At 45.5% G+C, this 15,450-nt stretch carries 17 protein-coding genes; 3 read left to right on the top strand and 14 right to left on the bottom strand.

Annotated elements, in window-relative coordinates; genetic code table 11:
• Window positions 1-220: 220 nt before the first annotated feature.
• From flgL to VTH8203_RS21375, 13 genes are all read right to left on the bottom strand, one after another.
• Window positions 221-1,414: a flagellar hook-associated protein FlgL gene (gene flgL, locus VTH8203_RS21435; RefSeq protein WP_096995478.1), complete on the bottom strand. Its 1,194-nt coding sequence runs from the start codon at window positions 1,412-1,414 to the stop codon at window positions 221-223.
• An 11-nt stretch (window positions 1,415-1,425) separates the two neighbouring features.
• Complete coding sequence (flgK, locus tag VTH8203_RS21430) at window positions 1,426-3,294, bottom strand: flagellar hook-associated protein FlgK (protein ID WP_096995477.1); 1,869 nt, start codon at window positions 3,292-3,294, stop codon at window positions 1,426-1,428.
• Between the two features lie 207 nt (window positions 3,295-3,501).
• Window positions 3,502-4,440, bottom strand: coding sequence for a flagellar assembly peptidoglycan hydrolase FlgJ (gene flgJ / locus VTH8203_RS21425; protein WP_096995476.1), 939 nt, complete (start codon window positions 4,438-4,440; stop codon window positions 3,502-3,504).
• A 9-nt stretch (window positions 4,441-4,449) separates the two neighbouring features.
• Entirely contained in the window at window positions 4,450-5,541 is a 1,092-nt protein-coding gene (locus VTH8203_RS21420; RefSeq protein WP_096995475.1) for a flagellar basal body P-ring protein FlgI, read from the bottom strand.
• A gap of 71 nt (window positions 5,542-5,612) precedes the next feature.
• Window positions 5,613-6,386, bottom strand: coding sequence for a flagellar basal body L-ring protein FlgH (flgH, locus tag VTH8203_RS21415; RefSeq protein WP_096995474.1), 774 nt, complete (start codon window positions 6,384-6,386; stop codon window positions 5,613-5,615).
• A 19-nt stretch (window positions 6,387-6,405) separates the two neighbouring features.
• Complete coding sequence (gene flgG / locus VTH8203_RS21410; protein WP_038224912.1) at window positions 6,406-7,194, bottom strand: flagellar basal-body rod protein FlgG; 789 nt, start codon at window positions 7,192-7,194, stop codon at window positions 6,406-6,408.
• A 24-nt stretch (window positions 7,195-7,218) separates the two neighbouring features.
• The gene (gene flgF / locus VTH8203_RS21405; RefSeq protein ID WP_006069944.1) at window positions 7,219-7,968 is read right to left on the bottom strand and encodes a flagellar basal-body rod protein FlgF; all 750 of its coding nucleotides are present in this window, start codon (window positions 7,966-7,968) and stop codon (window positions 7,219-7,221) included.
• Window positions 7,969-8,255: 287 nt separating this feature from the next.
• Window positions 8,256-9,554, bottom strand: coding sequence for a flagellar hook protein FlgE (gene flgE, locus VTH8203_RS21400; protein ID WP_006069943.1), 1,299 nt, complete (start codon window positions 9,552-9,554; stop codon window positions 8,256-8,258).
• A gap of 26 nt (window positions 9,555-9,580) precedes the next feature.
• The gene (flgD, locus tag VTH8203_RS21395; RefSeq protein ID WP_096995473.1) at window positions 9,581-10,288 is read right to left on the bottom strand and encodes a flagellar hook assembly protein FlgD; all 708 of its coding nucleotides are present in this window, start codon (window positions 10,286-10,288) and stop codon (window positions 9,581-9,583) included.
• Window positions 10,289-10,303: 15 nt separating this feature from the next.
• Complete coding sequence (gene flgC / locus VTH8203_RS21390) at window positions 10,304-10,720, bottom strand: flagellar basal body rod protein FlgC (protein WP_006069941.1); 417 nt, start codon at window positions 10,718-10,720, stop codon at window positions 10,304-10,306.
• Between the two features lie 5 nt (window positions 10,721-10,725).
• Window positions 10,726-11,121, bottom strand: coding sequence for a flagellar basal body rod protein FlgB (gene flgB, locus VTH8203_RS21385; protein ID WP_006069940.1), 396 nt, complete (start codon window positions 11,119-11,121; stop codon window positions 10,726-10,728).
• 289 nt (window positions 11,122-11,410) lie between these two features.
• A complete protein-coding gene (locus tag VTH8203_RS21380) occupies window positions 11,411-12,238 on the bottom strand; it encodes a protein-glutamate O-methyltransferase (protein WP_096995472.1) in 828 nt (275 codons plus the stop codon).
• Between the two features lie 75 nt (window positions 12,239-12,313).
• On the bottom strand, window positions 12,314-13,252 hold the full coding sequence (locus VTH8203_RS21375) for a chemotaxis protein CheV (RefSeq protein WP_096995471.1): 939 nt from the start codon (window positions 13,250-13,252) through the stop codon (window positions 12,314-12,316).
• A gap of 76 nt (window positions 13,253-13,328) precedes the next feature.
• Here VTH8203_RS21375 and flgA point away from each other — a divergent pair, with 76 nt between their 5' ends.
• The 3 genes from flgA (at window position 13,329) to VTH8203_RS21360 (ending at window position 14,944) form a co-directional block, all read left to right on the top strand.
• Complete coding sequence (flgA, locus tag VTH8203_RS21370) at window positions 13,329-14,075, top strand: flagellar basal body P-ring formation chaperone FlgA (protein ID WP_096995470.1); 747 nt, start codon at window positions 13,329-13,331, stop codon at window positions 14,073-14,075.
• Window positions 14,076-14,160: 85 nt separating this feature from the next.
• On the top strand, window positions 14,161-14,478 hold the full coding sequence (flgM, locus tag VTH8203_RS21365; RefSeq protein WP_096995469.1) for a flagellar biosynthesis anti-sigma factor FlgM: 318 nt from the start codon (window positions 14,161-14,163) through the stop codon (window positions 14,476-14,478).
• A gap of 40 nt (window positions 14,479-14,518) precedes the next feature.
• Entirely contained in the window at window positions 14,519-14,944 is a 426-nt protein-coding gene (locus VTH8203_RS21360) for a flagella synthesis protein FlgN (protein ID WP_096995468.1), read from the top strand.
• Window positions 14,945-15,020: 76 nt separating this feature from the next.
• Here the strand turns inward: VTH8203_RS21360 and VTH8203_RS21355 are convergent, their stop codons facing one another.
• Window positions 15,021-15,449, bottom strand: coding sequence for an LPP20 family lipoprotein (locus tag VTH8203_RS21355; protein WP_096995467.1), 429 nt, complete (start codon window positions 15,447-15,449; stop codon window positions 15,021-15,023).
• Window position 15,450: the final 1 nt, after the last annotated feature.

The raw sequence follows: 15,450 nt of genomic DNA, 5'->3' as shown, positions 1-15,450 counted from the left end.
ATCGAGTTAGCCCATAATCGGGTACTTTGCATTCATGTATAGCATTTTCTATGCCAACCAATACATTTGATTATAAATCAATACATTAAAGCCCATTCATTGAGCCGGTGTATGACAAGATCTCATTAGTGCATCCAAAGTGGCTTAAGATTGCCACCTAACGCTTTCACCTCTGCACACATGGCAATGCTCATGCGGCAACCGAGGCGCCAAACTATCGCTATAGATAATTAAATAACGTCAGGTCCTTGGTTTTTCCAAACGCCAGCTGTGCAGCCTGTAATGCTCGTGAGTTCTCTTCAAAATCGATGACCGCCTTTGAGTAATCGAGATCCTCAAAATTACTTTTAGAACGGGCAATAGAAATTTTAAAATCTTCATGCTGCGATTGTTGGGTATCAAGACTGTTAAGCCTTACCCCAACATCGGTACGCGAGCTAGTTAAGTGCAAAAATGCCGCGTGAAACTGCTCAGTGACCTGATGAAGCTGAGCACTGGATGAGGCATCGGCTACATCGTTATCCATCCAATACACCGCATCATTAAACGTATCAAACACGCTAAATGTTTTTTGAGGCTCAATTTCAATCGCGTCCCCCGGTGTAATTTGACCTTTAGTCTGAATGTTGAGCCCTTGGAATTGAATGCCTTGGCTCGGGTCAAAATTACCCGCAGCAACAACCGTATTGTTCTGTTCAAGCTGATAACCAAATTGCTGATTACCCATATCGACAAACGTCACTTTGTATGTACTGTTGTCGTTTGCATTACTGTTGGTGGCTTTTTCAAGCAGCAATTCTGAGCCTTTTTGCAGCTGATAATTGGCTTTGTAATCCCCAAGTGGGTTATCAATCTCCATAAACAACTTGCTACCTGGATCGCTCGTAGCCACTTCTAGACTTGCTGCAATGCGCATTTTGCGTTGATAGTCATCGCCAGCGTAAGAAATATGCCCCTGCCCATCGACGAAAAATGGTTGAGTCTTAGGTTTTGTGCCAGCAAAGCTATAGTTACCCGATTCATCACGTGTATTCGCAAGTGCGAGAAAGTTCTTTGCCAACTCCTCTATTTCACGCGCTTTTGCTTCTCGGTCTTCAGGAGAAAGCGCACCGTTGATTGCTTGCATCGTTAAGCGTTTTGCATTATCGGCAAACTGCTCTGTCTCACCGAGCATGACTTCTTGATGCTCAAGGCGATTTCTCGACAACGTGATGGCACTGTCGTACTGGTCCAACTGCTGCGTCTGCTGTTTAAGTTTTTGCAAATAATGCGTCGCTAATGGTGAGTCCGCTGGCTTTTGCAGCTGTTTACCAGAGGCGAGCTGCGCATGGTTTTCATGAATTTTGTTTTCTTGGCGGCGCATATCATTTTGCACCGTTTGGTAATTATGAAAACTAGAGATTCGATTCATCATAATCTAGCTCCTTACCTTAGCTGCAAAATAGTATCGAAGGTTTCATTTGCCGCCTGCATCACTCGAGAAGACGCCATGTACGCTTGCTGAAACTTCATCATATTGGCCGCTTCTTCATCGAGGTTCACACCCGAAATAGACGCTACACGGCTTTGCGCGTTTTCATGCTCAAGCTCAGCGACTTCCTGCAAACGAGTCGCCGTCGAGGCTTTCAAACCCACATCAGTATTTAAGTTGTGATAGATATCAATGACCGTCGAGTCGCCATCATTCATCCATTTATCGGTCTGAATATTCAGCATTTTTCTCAAGTTACCGTTATCACCCTCTGCCGGATTGAGGTTAGCGGTGAACTTGTCATTTGCCATCGCTCCGTCACTGAGCTCGAACGTGGTGCCAAGCACCGTCACCGGACCAGTCGGAGGATAAGGCGTTGGGCTTAATAATACGTTGCCGCTTTTGTCAGTGACGGCAAATTCCGTCCGTGTTGGCGATACCACCACTTCAAATTCTTTCAAACTGCCCACTGACGAGACTTTAAATTTGGCATCACCCTGCGCAAACGTGGTTGAGGCTTCAAAGCTCTGTGCTGCTATAGCTTTTGGGTCGTTAGTCGTCATTTTCATATTGGCTGCACCGTCTCTCGTCGGACGCAGCAAAAGCTTTTCGCCAACGGCAGGCGGATTACCAATTTCAACTCGAATTCCATCTAGTTGCATGCTTGGGCCGGAGAAAGACTGAGTAACACCATCTGAATTAGTCACATGGTAATGAGCACCGTCAAATTTCAATGAATACTCTCCACCCTTAAGTTGTGAGGTATCATCAATAAACACTGCCACGTCGGCACTTGAGTTGACTGGTGCAACGACCCTTGCTTTGGCAAACGCGAGAGTATTGACATCCGCGAACAGGTTTTGTCCGACTTGACCATTCAAATCAAGCCCTTGCCCTTGTAATTCATTCACTTTTTCAGAAAAAGCGATAGAGAGACGACCGAGCTCATCCAGAACGTATGGAATCTCTTTGTCACGAGTTTCAAACATACTTTCTAAGCGTCCGCCAATGTCATCGCTGGTAATTGGTTTAATACCTTTGCCTTCAACAATCGCAAGGCGGTGCTGGTGAGTATCGGGGAATCCATCAATCATCTTCAACTGACTGGCTTCTGTACCCGATACCAAAGTATGACCATTACCAATATGAACGTTGAAGCCCTCAGCGTTCCTGCGAGGCGTCACCGTCACTTTGGTGTATTCGGACAACTCTTTGATTAACGATTCATGCTTATCCATCAGATCGTTATGTGGACCAGGCGAGCGCATCATTAAGCGGTGAATATCACGAATTTCGATCCCGATTTGGTTCACTCGCTCAACACTCACTTCGAGTTTCTTGTTGACGTTATCTCGCTGTTCACGAACCGTATCGTGGAAATCATTCATCGATTGACTAATCAGATTGGCTTTATCAAGTACGACTTTACGCGCACCAATATCATTGGGGGTGTCGGCCAAGGTTTTTACAGCATCAAACCAGTCGTTAAGACTTTCAGGCACCTTTTTAGACGACATAGACGACAACATCCCCGACATCATATCGAGGTTAGTCAGATTTTCGTTGCGATAATTCACCTGTGTCGTTGCCATGTTGAGTTCTTTGACGGCAAACTGATCCCACGAGCGGCGAACATTTTCCACATGCACTCCCATACCGTAGGTTTGACCACCAAACTGTCTCGGGGTATTGGTCCCCTGTATAACAGATTGTCGGCTGTAACCTTCTGTATTTGCATTAGAAATGTTATGACCAGTCGTGTTTAACTGTCTCTGAGCTGTCAGTACGCTTTGCGCACCTAAGTTCAGAAGATCTGACGCCATATCGCCTCCAAAAAACCAAAATTAGCCTAACTAAATCCACAAGTTACGCCACTCTGTCGTTTAATTTGCAATATATATGCCAGAGTATCTTTGCCGCTGAGCTTGGCACTAAAAAAGATAAGAATTGAGGACAAGAGATGGAGGTAGTGAGAAAAATCCCGGCGATTTGCCGGGACCAATAAGTATAAGGAAAACTATCGATAGCCGTTAAAGTGACATATCATCGATTTGCGCCTTAACGCGCAACACTTTGTCCGCATAGTTTGGATCTGTCGCATATCCAGCTTGATGAATATCACGAATGAAGCGTTCAGAACTTTGGTTACCATTCAATGCCGACTGATAACGTGGATTGTCATTAAGAAACTTCACATAGTCGTTGAAGCTGTCTTCATACGAGCTGTAAGAACGGAATGCTGCGCGTTCTTGTACAGGTACATTCTGATGGTATTCCAGTGTCTGCGTTGCGACCTTATCGCCATACCAACTTCTGTCAGCCTTAATATTAAATAGGTTGTTACTGCTGCCCTTACTGTTGTTGACGATTTTTTGCCCCCAACCAGTCTCTAAAGCCGCTTGCGCTAATAGTAACGATGAATCCACTCCTAACGACTGAGCTGCTCTGTCCGCGTATGGTTTCAAAGACTCGACGAAGTTTTGTGGTGTCTTGAAATCAACAAGCTGAGCTGCAGGGGCTCCGTCTAGGCCTAGTGATTTCGCAGTTTTACGAGCCTTTGCTTCATCGTAAGGGAGATTAACTGACGTATCGAACGCTTCATTACGCATACGGATTTCACTGCCCGCTGCAGCATGCGCTTCTGGTGAACGTGCCGCACCAAGCTGAGCGACAATCATATCAGCCAACCCTAGAGAACCATTGGCACTCAACTCACTCGACATCTGCTCATCAAGCATTTGACGGTAAAATTGACCGTTTTGGCTATTGGTCAGGTCTGATTCAAAATGAGTATTCGCGTCGCGCATCGACTTTAACATCATAGAAGTAAAGATAGATTCGAACTGACGAGCGGCAGCGCGTAATGCCGCATCATCATCGCCTTCTTTGCCGCTTACGGCTTGCTGACGAAGCTTATCTAGGCTACTGATATCATGGATAAAACCGATATCATTGGAGTTTTTAATCATGATACTTACCTAGATAACGATCAACTGACCTTCAATGGCACCAGCTTGCTTCAGCGCCTGTAAAATAGCCATAAGGTCTGAGGGAGCAGCGCCCACTTCATTAACAGCACGTACGAGATCATCCAGTGTCAAACCCGGTTGGAAGTTAAACATCTTACCTGACCCTTCAGTGACTTGAATATCGGAATTAGGCACCACTACCGTATCCCCACCAGCGAACGCGTTCGGTTGGCTAACTTTCAAGTTCTCTTTGATAGCTACCGTCATACCGCCGTGTGTCACTGCCGCAGGTTTTAGCTTGACGTGTTTACCAACCACAATGGTTCCAGTGCGGGAGTTAACAATGATTTTTGCACCGCTATCTGCGGTATCGAATTCAACGTTTTCAACTGCTGATAGGAAAGCTACGCGTTGGCTGAGGTCGCGAGGCGCACGAACTCGAACAGAGGTAGAATCTAATGGGCTCGCCATTTGCGGACCCAGAAAGTCATTGATGGCATTTGCCATGTTTTGCGCCGTTGTGAAGTCTGATTGCAGAAGGTTAAAGGTGATATAGTCACCACGCGAGAATGGGCTAGGCACTTCACGCTCAACAGTTGCACCGCTTGAAATCATGCCTACGACAGGGTTATTACCGACGATTTTGGACCCATCTAATCCTTCTGCACTGAACCCACTCACTACCAAGTTGCCCTGTGCCACTGCGTAGACCTCACCATCCAAACCTTGTAAAAAGGTCTGCATTAAAGTGCCACCACGGAGACTTTTTGCCGCACCGATTGAAGAAACCGTGACATCCACACGCTGACCTGGCTTTGAGAACGCAGGCAACTCTGCGGTGACAATGACCGCTGCGACGTTTTTAAATTTAGGTTTAAAGCCAATCGGCATCTGAATACCAAATCGTTCAAGCATGGAACGAAAGCTCTGTTCAGTGAATGGCGTTTTTTCGCCAGTGCCAGGAAGGCCAGTGACCAAACCATAACCCACCAATTGGTTACTACGTACCCCGGCAACTTCTGCCACATCTTTAATGCGTGCCGCTTGCACACTTGCCGCGGCAAAACATAAACCAAGAAGTAAAAACGTGATTTTTTTCATCATGTTACCCTAAAAACAAACAAACCCTCTGAGGAGAGGGTTTGCCGCTTACTATTCGTCGATTCCTATCCCTATAGAGAGACATTAAAAAATCGTGCCAAGAATCCTGGTTCTTGCATATCTTGTTGAGTTCCGGTCCCCGAATACTGAATTCTAGCGTTAGAAATACGGTTAGATGCAATGGTGTTATCAAACTCGATATCATCTGGGCGAATCGTGCCGCTTAAACGAATGTACTCATCGCCCGTATTCAACGTGAGCCATTTTTCGCCGCGAATCACCAGATTACCGTTCGCAAGGACTTCGATTACCTCCACGGTGATGGAGCCTGAAATACTGTTGCTTTGATTAGCAGAAGCATTGCCTTTGAAGTTGTTATCGTTCTTTAATTCATAGGAGAAATCATAGTCATTAATGGTAACCGGTCTACCGCCAACAAACAGCGGATCCATCGAAGAATCGTTGGCTTTAGACAAGTCAGCGTCAGCACTTTTTGCCGCTTTAGTCGCCTCGTTCAGCTCCACTGTAATAATGTCACCAATACCACGAGGCTTTGAGTCGTCATACCAATTGCGCGCGTAATGAGTGTTGAACAATGAACCGGTTGCGGCGGCGTAATGCTCTGGTTTATTTTTAGGGTGAATTGGTGCCCATGCAGGGTCATCGGCAACAGGGTCTGTTCTGCCACGTAGTGTATCGACGATACCTGAAGATGGATTCTTATCTCCTTCCACTGCATCCACCGTTGTCGTGCTACTGGCAACATCATCAACGGATTCTTCTTGGCCAAACTGGGCACAGCCTGAGAGCACAGCCAGCAAGGAGACACAAAGTAATTTTCTCATTCCATGTACTCCCTATTCGTTATAACTGCTGGTTAGCAAAGCTCATCATCTTGTCGACTGACGAGATAACTTTGGAGTTCATTTCATACACACGCTGAGCTTCAATCATGTTAACGAGCTCTTCCGTTACGTTAACGTTTGAAGTCTCTAGCATCGACTGACGAATTTGACCGAAACCATCTAAACCTGGAACCCCTTCATTTGGATCACCACTAGCACCGGTTGGTAAGTAAAGGTTCTGCCCGATAGGCTCTAGACCGCCCGGGTTAATGAAGTCGACAGTGGTAATGTTACCCACTACTTGGTTATCTTGCTGGCCACGTACTCGAACGGACACTTCACCGTCAGTACCCACCGTGATAGAAATCGCATCTTCAGGAATCGCAATTTCTGGTTCCAATGCATAGCCAGAACCAGACGTAACAATAGTCCCTTCATCATTTAGCGTGAACTGACCATTGCGGCTATAACCAATATTACCATCTGGCATCAATACTTGGAAAAAACCATCACCTTCAATCATCATATCGAGACTGTTGGTCGTGGTTTGCGCATTACCCGGTGTGTGGATCTTTTGTGTTGCCACCACTTTTGAACCTGCACCTAGCATTAAGCCTGAAGGAAGTTCGGTGTTTTGCGATGATTGACCGCCAGGCTGATTGATATTTTGATAAAACAAATCTTCAAACACCGCGCGGCTTTTCTTATAACCGACGGTTGATGCGTTCGCTAGGTTGTTTGAAATTGTCGAAATATTGGTTTGCTGAGCGTCTAAGCCAGTCTTACTTACCCATAGTGCCGGATGCATTCTATTCTTCCTCTCTCAATCCTATTAACCCATGCGAAGCAATGAGTCTGAAGCCTTATCCATGTCTTCTGCGGTGCTCATCAGCTTGACCTGCATTTCGAATTGACGCTGCAAATCAATTAAGCTTGTCATTTCACCAACAGCATTAACGTTACTGCCTTCAATAGCTCCGGTCATCAGCTGTACATTGGCTGAAGCGGTGTAGCCTAATTGAGGATCTTTATTACGAAATAGACCGTTAGTGTCTTTGAATAGTGAACGGTTATCAGTATTGGTGAGCTTGATACGGTCAACGATTTCCATTTCGTCAGCCGGTGCATCTTGCGGTATAACAGAGACGGTGCCGTCACGGCCAATCTCAATCTTACGCAATGGAATAGGTACAGTAATTGGCGTACCACGTTCCCCTAACACAAGGTTACCGTTGCCATTGACCAACAAACCGTTTTGATCCACGCGTAAACTGCCGTTGCGGGTTAACCCTTCTTTGCCGTTTTTATCCAATACTGAAATCCAACCTTGGCCTTCAATAGTGACATCAAGGTCGCGACCTGTCGTCACAACACTGCCTTGCTCGAAGTTATGTCCTGGACGCTCTGTCATGCTAAACACACGACTTGGCATGCCTTCACCATACGCTTGCATTGAGCGCGCTTGGGCAAGGTCAGCTCGAAAGCCAGGCGTGCTCGCGTTCGCAAGGTTGTTTGCTCTAAGCTGCAAAGCTTGCATATTCTGCTTTGCGCCGCTCATTGAGAGGTAAAGGGCACGATCCATTGATAGCTCCAAAATTCAAAGTACGGAGCTTATAAAGCAAAGACTATGCCACTAATTTTATTCCTTATAAATCAGAGAAATAAGCGGGGAATAAGGTAAGAAAGCGGAGGATCGGCAACCGATGTTCTATCGAAGAGGCAAAGCTAAACGGCAAGGTGGCAACGGTGCGGCAACAATATGACCGCTTTGTTGAAACGCAAAACAGCGTACGAATGTCCATATGCACTCGTACGCTCGATTTTTCAAGACATTAACGACGAGTGACTGACAGCCACTCATACTATGACTTAACGGATTTGTAGAATGTTTTGTTGCAGCTGGTTATGTACATCCAAAGCACGTGAGTTTGCTTGGAAATTACGTTGCGCTGAAATCAGGTCTACCAACTCTTGGGTCATATCAATGTTCGATTGTTCTAGCGTGCCGTTATTGATGGTACCAAAAGAACCCTTGTTTGATTCGCCCCAAATCTTAGCACCAGAAGCAGTCGTAGAATCCCATTGGGTACCACCCTTCTTATCAAGACCTTGTTCGTTCGCTACACGTACCATAGCGACACGACCTAATGTCACATTCTCACCGTTTGAGTAAGTGCCTAACACGTTGCCTTGCTCATCAAAGTCGACTTTAGTTAGGAAGCCAGTCGTCGCACCATCTTCTTGGAACTTAGTCAGTTCAAACGGAGCGGCAAACTGAGTGGCACTATCAAGACTAAACGACAATGTCTGTGCAGGATCGGCACCGTTCATATCGATACCATTTGCACCAAGATCAGTAGTGACAATTGGCTGCCCATTGTTCAAGCTCGCTAGTGTACCGTCGTTGTTGAATCGCATTGTATGACCAACATGCCCTGTTGGCGTTGTTGCATCACCACCAGCGATATTCACTGGTTTTTCACCTTGGCCGTCGGTTACCGTGTAGTAACTTTGCCACGTGTTTTGCTGAGTTTGATCTTTCACATAGTACGTCGTCATTTTGTACGACTGTCCCATGGAATCATAAATCGTTGATGATGTTGAACGGTTATAAGTTTCAGGATCAGTAAAGTCGAACAGAGCCGGATCTTTTAGATCACCATTAGCAGGAAGGTTCACACCAATCTCAATATTCGCAGTCTGTTTCGGCTTACCAAACTCTGGCGGTATATTGATTGGACGAGGCTCATAAGACACAACCTCATTGGTATCTTTATTCACCTCATAACCCAGTAGAAACTCATCGTTCGACGTCACCATGTAGCTATCTTTGTTTAGGTGGAAAGCACCGTTACGCGTTAGCTCATTTTGCTGTGGTACAAGACGATCTTTAGATACGGCGAAGAAGCCAGTACCGCTAATGCGCAAGTCCATTGGGTTGTTAGTCGATATGCTCGAGCCTTCGTGGAACTGCTGAGCAATCTTGCTTGGCTGAGCACCGCCACCCGGTGTGGTTTTCGCATTAGTAAATAGTGAGTTTGAATACACATCACCAAACTCGGCACGTGACTCTTTAAAGCCGAATGTGTTGGCGTTGGCAATGTTGTTACTGGTGGTGTTGAGGTCTAACTGAGCCGCAGATAGACCACTTAAAGATACATATGACATTCCTAATCTCCTAATCTAGCCAGCGGTTACGCCTTGCCGACTTCCAGTACTTCTGCTAGCCGAACTGGATTTTCGAAGCCAGCTAGATTGAGTAGTACGTTTCCATCCCCTTTACCAAGAAGCACACTGTTCACGTTCGCATAAGTCGACACTTCGAACTCGCGGCTTTCTCCATCAAGTAAACCCGAAGCTTTCACTTTGTATTTACCTGCAGGCATTGGATTACCCTGATCATCTTTACCGTCCCATTCGACACGAGCATCACCGCCAGGTTTTGCACCGACATCAAAGGTACGTACCAATTGACCCATTTCATTTTCTACACGAACAAACACGTTATCCATGGACTGTGGCAATTTGACCATTGCCGCCATGCCAGCGTCTGTTTCCTTCACACCAGCCGCACCCGGAACCAAGACATCACGCCCAACAAGTGAAGACGCTTGTAGTGCTTGGTTAGACGTCATTGACGAGTTCAAACTCTCGAACTGAGTGTTCATCTTGCCAATACCATCTACCGTGGCAAACGACGCCATTTGAGCAATCATCTGGTCGTTGCTGACTGGTTTAAATGGGTCCTGTTGAGCCAACTGTTTGGTGAGTAGGGACAAGAAGTCTTCTTGCTTAAGATCCTGCTTACCGGTTGTCTCTTCAGGTTTGCTTTGTTCTTGCAGTTTTTTCAGTTGGTCAATGTAGGATAAACTGCCTTGACCAACGTTGTTGATTCCAGCCATGAGCTACTCCTATCTCTATTGACCCATTCGCAAAGTACTCAACAACATTTGCTTGCTCGCGTCCGCTACCTGAACGTTAGTCTGGTATGAGCGCGAAGCTGAAATCATGTTGGCCATTTCTTCCATCACATTAACGTTTGGCTTGTAGATATAGCCTTCATCGTTAGCGAGTGGATGATCTGGGTTGTACTCTGCACTTAAGGGTTTGTCGCTCTCTACAATACCCAATACTTTCACAGGTACTGAATGATCGCGGTTGTATTGAGCTTTGCTCAGCTCCGCGCCAAAAACGGCGTGGCGAGCTTTGTAAGTCTCTTTTGCCGAGCTACTAATACTGTCAGCGTTGGCAAGGTTACTTGAGGTGGTATTTAGACGAACCGACTCAGCGCTCATCGCACTGCCTGTCACATTAAATACATTAAATAAGCTCATCTAAATTACTCCCCTTTAATCGCTTTGGTCATATTTTTGAATTTGCCGCCTAAGAAATCGAGTGATGCCTGATGTCTTAATTGGTTCTGCATGAACAAGTTTCTTTCTAAATCTACGTCTACAGTATTGCCGTCACCGGTATCTGGCTGTGTCGGAATGCGGTAAAGCATTTCACCACTGACGTTAGTAGAGGCAGAAATATGCCGTCCATCAGTTCGACTAAGCCCAATACTTGCCCCTGAGCTTGCCGCTTTTAACGCACGATCAAACTCCATCCCCTTCGCTTTATAACCCGGCGTATTCGCCTGCGCGATATTGGTGGAGATGACTTCAGCATTCTTTTCACGTACACCGACGGTGTATTGATGAATACCTAATGCATTGTTAAAAGAGATGGCCATTGAAACCTCATCGTTCAAAAATACGTGCCTTATACAGAGATAAAGCAATTATCGCGCCAAAAGTTATTTTTAGTCACAACAACAGATGTCGCCATGTAATTCGACGTTTATCATGCTTCCATTGGCAAAGTAGTGAGCAAAATACACGCCAGTTTTGACGGAGGATGTCATTAGGAATGTCGACAGTAATGGCCTCCGAACCATCACTGAACCAAGAGAATAGCAAGAAAAAAGCCTTGGCGAAAACCAAGGCTAGATAAGCGTGTTAATGAGCAAAGTAACGCTCAGACTATTTAAGCTTGTAGATGATGCCTGGGTTACAACGCACCATTTCAAATTGATCCGTTAGTCCGGTTAAAGACTCTGACGCACCCAAGAGTAAGTAGCCCCCAGGGTTTAAGCTACGTGCCATTTGATTGAGCACTTTAGACTTCATGTCAGGAGAGAAATAAATCAGCACATTACGACAAAAGATGATGTCGAACTTACCCAACAGCGCGTAAGAGTCCATCAAGTTTTGCGGACGAAAGCTCACCAAACGCTTCACATTGTCTTTCACTTTCATCTTGCCGTTATTGGTGTTTTCAAAAAACATTCGACGACGTTCAGGTGACAGACCGCGACCCAACGCAAGATTGTCATACTCACCAAGGCGACACATTTCTAGCATCGTTGACGATATATCCGTTGCGGTAATCGACACGCTGGGCAGCATTCCTGGCCTTTTGTTCTGCGTCTCTAAAACGGTCATTGCCATGGAATAAGGTTCTTGACCAGAAGAGCTCGCAGCTGACCAAATTTTAATCGGGCGTTTGTTGGCTGCAAATTCTGGGAGCAGTTTGTCCGCTAACACCGTAAATGGGTAGTTGTCTCTAAACCACAAGGTTTCGTTGGTGGTCATAGCATCTACAGCGGCCACTCTCAGCTCACGATTACGCCCAGTAACGACATCTCTCAATAATTGAGACAAAGAGACTAAGCCAAATCTCGCCACTAAAGGGCTTAATCGGCTACGGACTAAATACTGTTTGCTATCGCCAAGAACAATACCGCATTGGGACTCTAAAAAGCGGCTAAAATCACGATATTCTTGATCGCTTATGGTTATCGCTGTCATTCACTTCTCTATACTGCTTTGAAGGTTTGCTTTATACGCTTTTCTCAGACGACTACAAGCTCTAATTTTGTTGGTTTACTTAGTTGGCAAAATGGCAGCTTTAACAGCGCCTCCCAATTCATCTGGATTGAACTTCGCGATGAATTCATTAGCCCCGACTCGCTCCACCATTGCTTGGTTAAACACACCACTTAGCGAGGTATGCAAAATAATGTGAAGATCTTTCAGATCCGGATGGCGGCGCACTTCTGCCGTTAGGGTGTATCCATCCATTTCTGGCATTTCAATATCGGAAATCAACAACGAAATCTGATCATGAATGTTGCCCTCTGCCACCATAGAGATCAGCTTGTTGTAAGCTTCTTTACCATCTTTGACCAAAATGGATTCAAAACCAATCGACTCAATGGCTCGCTGCACCTGTTTTCGAGCAACTGCCGAGTCATCGGCAATCATAATACGCTTAACGATCTGTTTTTGCTCTTTCTCTTCAGCGGCGGCAATTTCTGTCGCGATATTACTGTCCATGGTTTCAACCACTGGCGAAATCTCAGCGAGAATCTTTTCAACATCAAGAATCTCAACCAGTTCATTGTCGATATTAGTCACTGCTGTTAAATAGTTGGCTTTGCCTGCTCCTTCAGGTGGCGGCAAAATTGCCTCCCAGTGCATGTTAATGATGCGTTCAACAGAACTGACCAAAAATCCCTGTACGCTGCGGTTAAACTCTGAGATAACCACAAAACAATTTTCAATGTCCGTTGTTGGTCGTCCACCAACAGCAAGACTAAGGTCAATCACGGAAATAGTTTGACCACGAATATGAGCTACCCCTTTTACCAGGCGATGTAGGTTGGGCATGCGCGTTAATTTAGGGCACTGAAGCACTTCTTTAACTTTGAACACATTTATACCGTAACGCTGGCGGCCCATCAGACGAAACGTCAGTAGTTCTAGTCGGTTTTGACCTACCAGTTGCGTTCGTTGATTCACCGAATCCAAGATACCGGTCATAAGTTCATCTCCATCTCAAACTTTAAAGCTAAAAAAGTGATAGTCTACACAGGCAACAAGGAACCCGAGAAACAGAATGCTGTATAATAAGACATCTTTTTTGTGTACATCCAGTTACAAAACGAGGTTAAGGCGCAACTGGCTTTACCTCTGTATCGTCTGGCAAACATTATTCTTTAGTGTATTAACGCATGCAGCAACGCCAGAGCAAATAGAAAACATCCAAAATGCTGCACAAGTTCATGTTTTAGAAACAATTGAGCAACCTATTGGCGGTGAAATTGTTGCCACACCCGGACGCATTGATTCTCGAGTCCATGCAACGGATTGCCCTTCTCCTTTGCTCACATCATCATCAAATACGCGCAATACCAGCAGCAACGTCACTGTGTTAGTCGAATGTCCAGAGGACAACTGGCGACTTTATGTGCCGGTTCGCATGTCAATTTCTCTACCTTTAGTCACCGCTACTCGCCCCTTATCGCGAGGCAGTATTATTTCCAACGATGATGTCGCGATGAGCATGGTGGATAAGAATCGTTTTCGTCGCCAAGGCTTTACCGACTTTGATCAAGTTGTTGGGTCAAAACTTAAGCAAAATATGAAAATGGGTGATGTGATTGAACGAAATGATGTCTGCGTCGTTTGCCGCAACGAAAAGGTCGTCATTCGCGCAGTTAAAGGAGAGATGAGTATCTCTACCAAAGGTACGGCGCTGACTGACGGCGCAAACGGCGACCAAGTAAGAGTGAAAAATGACAAGTCTCAACGTATAATTGAAGGTATTGTTACTGGCGTTGCAGAAATCACGGTTAATTTTTGAATTTATCCTAAAGTAATCATTACGCTGGTCGATATGCTCGATATACAGGTAAACTATGAAAATCAGGCAACAAGAAGGCTAAACGATGGCAGGCATTGATAATATTCGTTCAGGACAGACGCTTACGACGACAAGTCGTGCTCCTGCCCGTACGGAGGCAAGCAAAGACAGCAGTTCAGCTCAAGTTGGTTATTCATCAGCGCCACAAGATGCCGTAACTCTGAGCCAAGGCGGCAAAGCTATTGGTCAGATGCATCAACAAATGGCAAGTCAGCCTACTTTTGACGCTGCGAAAGTAGCGGCAATTAAAGAAGCAATCTCGAATGGTTCTTATACCGTCGATGCCGAAAAGCTTGCTGACAACATGATGAAGTTCGAAGACGAACTTGGCGGATTACGCTAATTATTCAGATAACTTTTAGACAGTACTCATAGGTATCTTAATGGCAGCACTGGTTGATTTAGTTGACTACCAACTGAAAAATGCAAAAGCATTGTCGATACTTCTCTCTGAGGAGACCAAAGCCATTACTGCTCGTGAGTCATCAGCCATTGAACGGTTTGCCAAAGAGAAAATGACCATTATTGGTCAGCTTCAACAAACCGATCAACGACTTGCTCAACATCAAGATGTGGCAAGGCTCACAAACGAACCTTCGCTTGCTCAGAAGGTTGCAGAGATTAAGTCCATCATACTCGACTGCCAGCAGGCCAATGATATTAATGGTGAAAGCTTGCAACGTGCGCAATTGAGCTTTAATAAGTTGAATAATTTGATGCAGCAAAGTCATGGCAAGATTGGTATGACTTATAACGCAGGTGGGCAAACTCATACCCTGTCGACACTAGGCACCAACTTAAAAGCCTAGCATCTCGAATACAAAAAAAGCGGCAACAGGTCACCGGTTGCCGCTTTTTGCTATCTCGTGTTCGTCGACGCTATTTCTAGAACAAACTCTGACGCTTCTTCTCAGGTACTCGACGAATTTCACCGTAGTCTCTTAAGCGATCCATCTTATCAATGTCAAGAAGTAGCTCCGTCACATAGCTGTCGCCAACTTTGTAGCTCCGAACCACTTCAGCACCACGAATCACACCATCAACCGCTCCGGTTGTCGACTCGACGCCCAGACGTTGATCTTGCAGATCAGCACGAGCAGACACTCGCAGGCCATAAACTTGCTCTGCTAACTCTCTATACGCATCTATTTTCGATGCGCGCATAGCACGCACTTGTTTCTCTTCTTCATTACGACCGGTTTGTTCGCTAATACTGGCATAACCGACAGCCGTTAATGTGTTCTGGTTCATAGCCGTAATTGGAGTACATCCCATCATGACTAATGCAACCAACGCGGCAAATAAAAATCTCATT

The sequence above is a fragment of the Vibrio thalassae genome, from assembly GCF_900089835.1.
GTDB lineage: Bacteria > Pseudomonadota > Gammaproteobacteria > Enterobacterales > Vibrionaceae > Vibrio > Vibrio thalassae.
The sequence above is the reverse complement of the archived record's forward strand: the minus strand, read 5'-3'. Positions and strand labels throughout refer to the sequence as shown.

Bases quoted from the DNA above. Each gene is read 5' to 3' on its own strand.
- flgL (WP_096995478.1), bottom strand. From the start codon at position 1,414: ATGATGAATCGAATCTCTAGTTTTCATAATTACCAAACGGTGCAAAAT.
- flgK (WP_096995477.1), bottom strand. From the start codon at position 3,294: ATGGCGTCAGATCTTCTGAACTTAGGTGCGCAAAGCGTACTGACAGCT.
- flgJ (WP_096995476.1), bottom strand. From the start codon at position 4,440: ATGATTAAAAACTCCAATGATATCGGTTTTATCCATGATATCAGTAGC.
- VTH8203_RS21420 (WP_096995475.1), bottom strand. From the start codon at position 5,541: ATGAAAAAAATCACGTTTTTACTTCTTGGTTTATGTTTTGCCGCGGCA.
- flgH (WP_096995474.1), bottom strand. From the start codon at position 6,386: ATGAGAAAATTACTTTGTGTCTCCTTGCTGGCTGTGCTCTCAGGCTGT.
- flgG (WP_038224912.1), bottom strand. From the start codon at position 7,194: ATGCATCCGGCACTATGGGTAAGTAAGACTGGCTTAGACGCTCAGCAA.
- flgF (WP_006069944.1), bottom strand. From the start codon at position 7,968: ATGGATCGTGCCCTTTACCTCTCAATGAGCGGCGCAAAGCAGAATATG.
- flgE (WP_006069943.1), bottom strand. From the start codon at position 9,554: ATGTCATATGTATCTTTAAGTGGTCTATCTGCGGCTCAGTTAGACCTC.
- flgD (WP_096995473.1), bottom strand. From the start codon at position 10,288: ATGGCTGGAATCAACAACGTTGGTCAAGGCAGTTTATCCTACATTGAC.
- flgC (WP_006069941.1), bottom strand. From the start codon at position 10,720: ATGAGCTTATTTAATGTATTTAATGTGACAGGCAGTGCGATGAGCGCT.
- flgB (WP_006069940.1), bottom strand. From the start codon at position 11,121: ATGGCCATCTCTTTTAACAATGCATTAGGTATTCATCAATACACCGTC.
- VTH8203_RS21380 (WP_096995472.1), bottom strand. From the start codon at position 12,238: ATGACAGCGATAACCATAAGCGATCAAGAATATCGTGATTTTAGCCGC.
- VTH8203_RS21375 (WP_096995471.1), bottom strand. From the start codon at position 13,252: ATGACCGGTATCTTGGATTCGGTGAATCAACGAACGCAACTGGTAGGT.
- flgA (WP_096995470.1), top strand. From the start codon at position 13,329: ATGCTGTATAATAAGACATCTTTTTTGTGTACATCCAGTTACAAAACG.
- flgM (WP_096995469.1), top strand. From the start codon at position 14,161: ATGGCAGGCATTGATAATATTCGTTCAGGACAGACGCTTACGACGACA.
- VTH8203_RS21360 (WP_096995468.1), top strand. From the start codon at position 14,519: ATGGCAGCACTGGTTGATTTAGTTGACTACCAACTGAAAAATGCAAAA.
- VTH8203_RS21355 (WP_096995467.1), bottom strand. From the start codon at position 15,449: ATGAGATTTTTATTTGCCGCGTTGGTTGCATTAGTCATGATGGGATGT.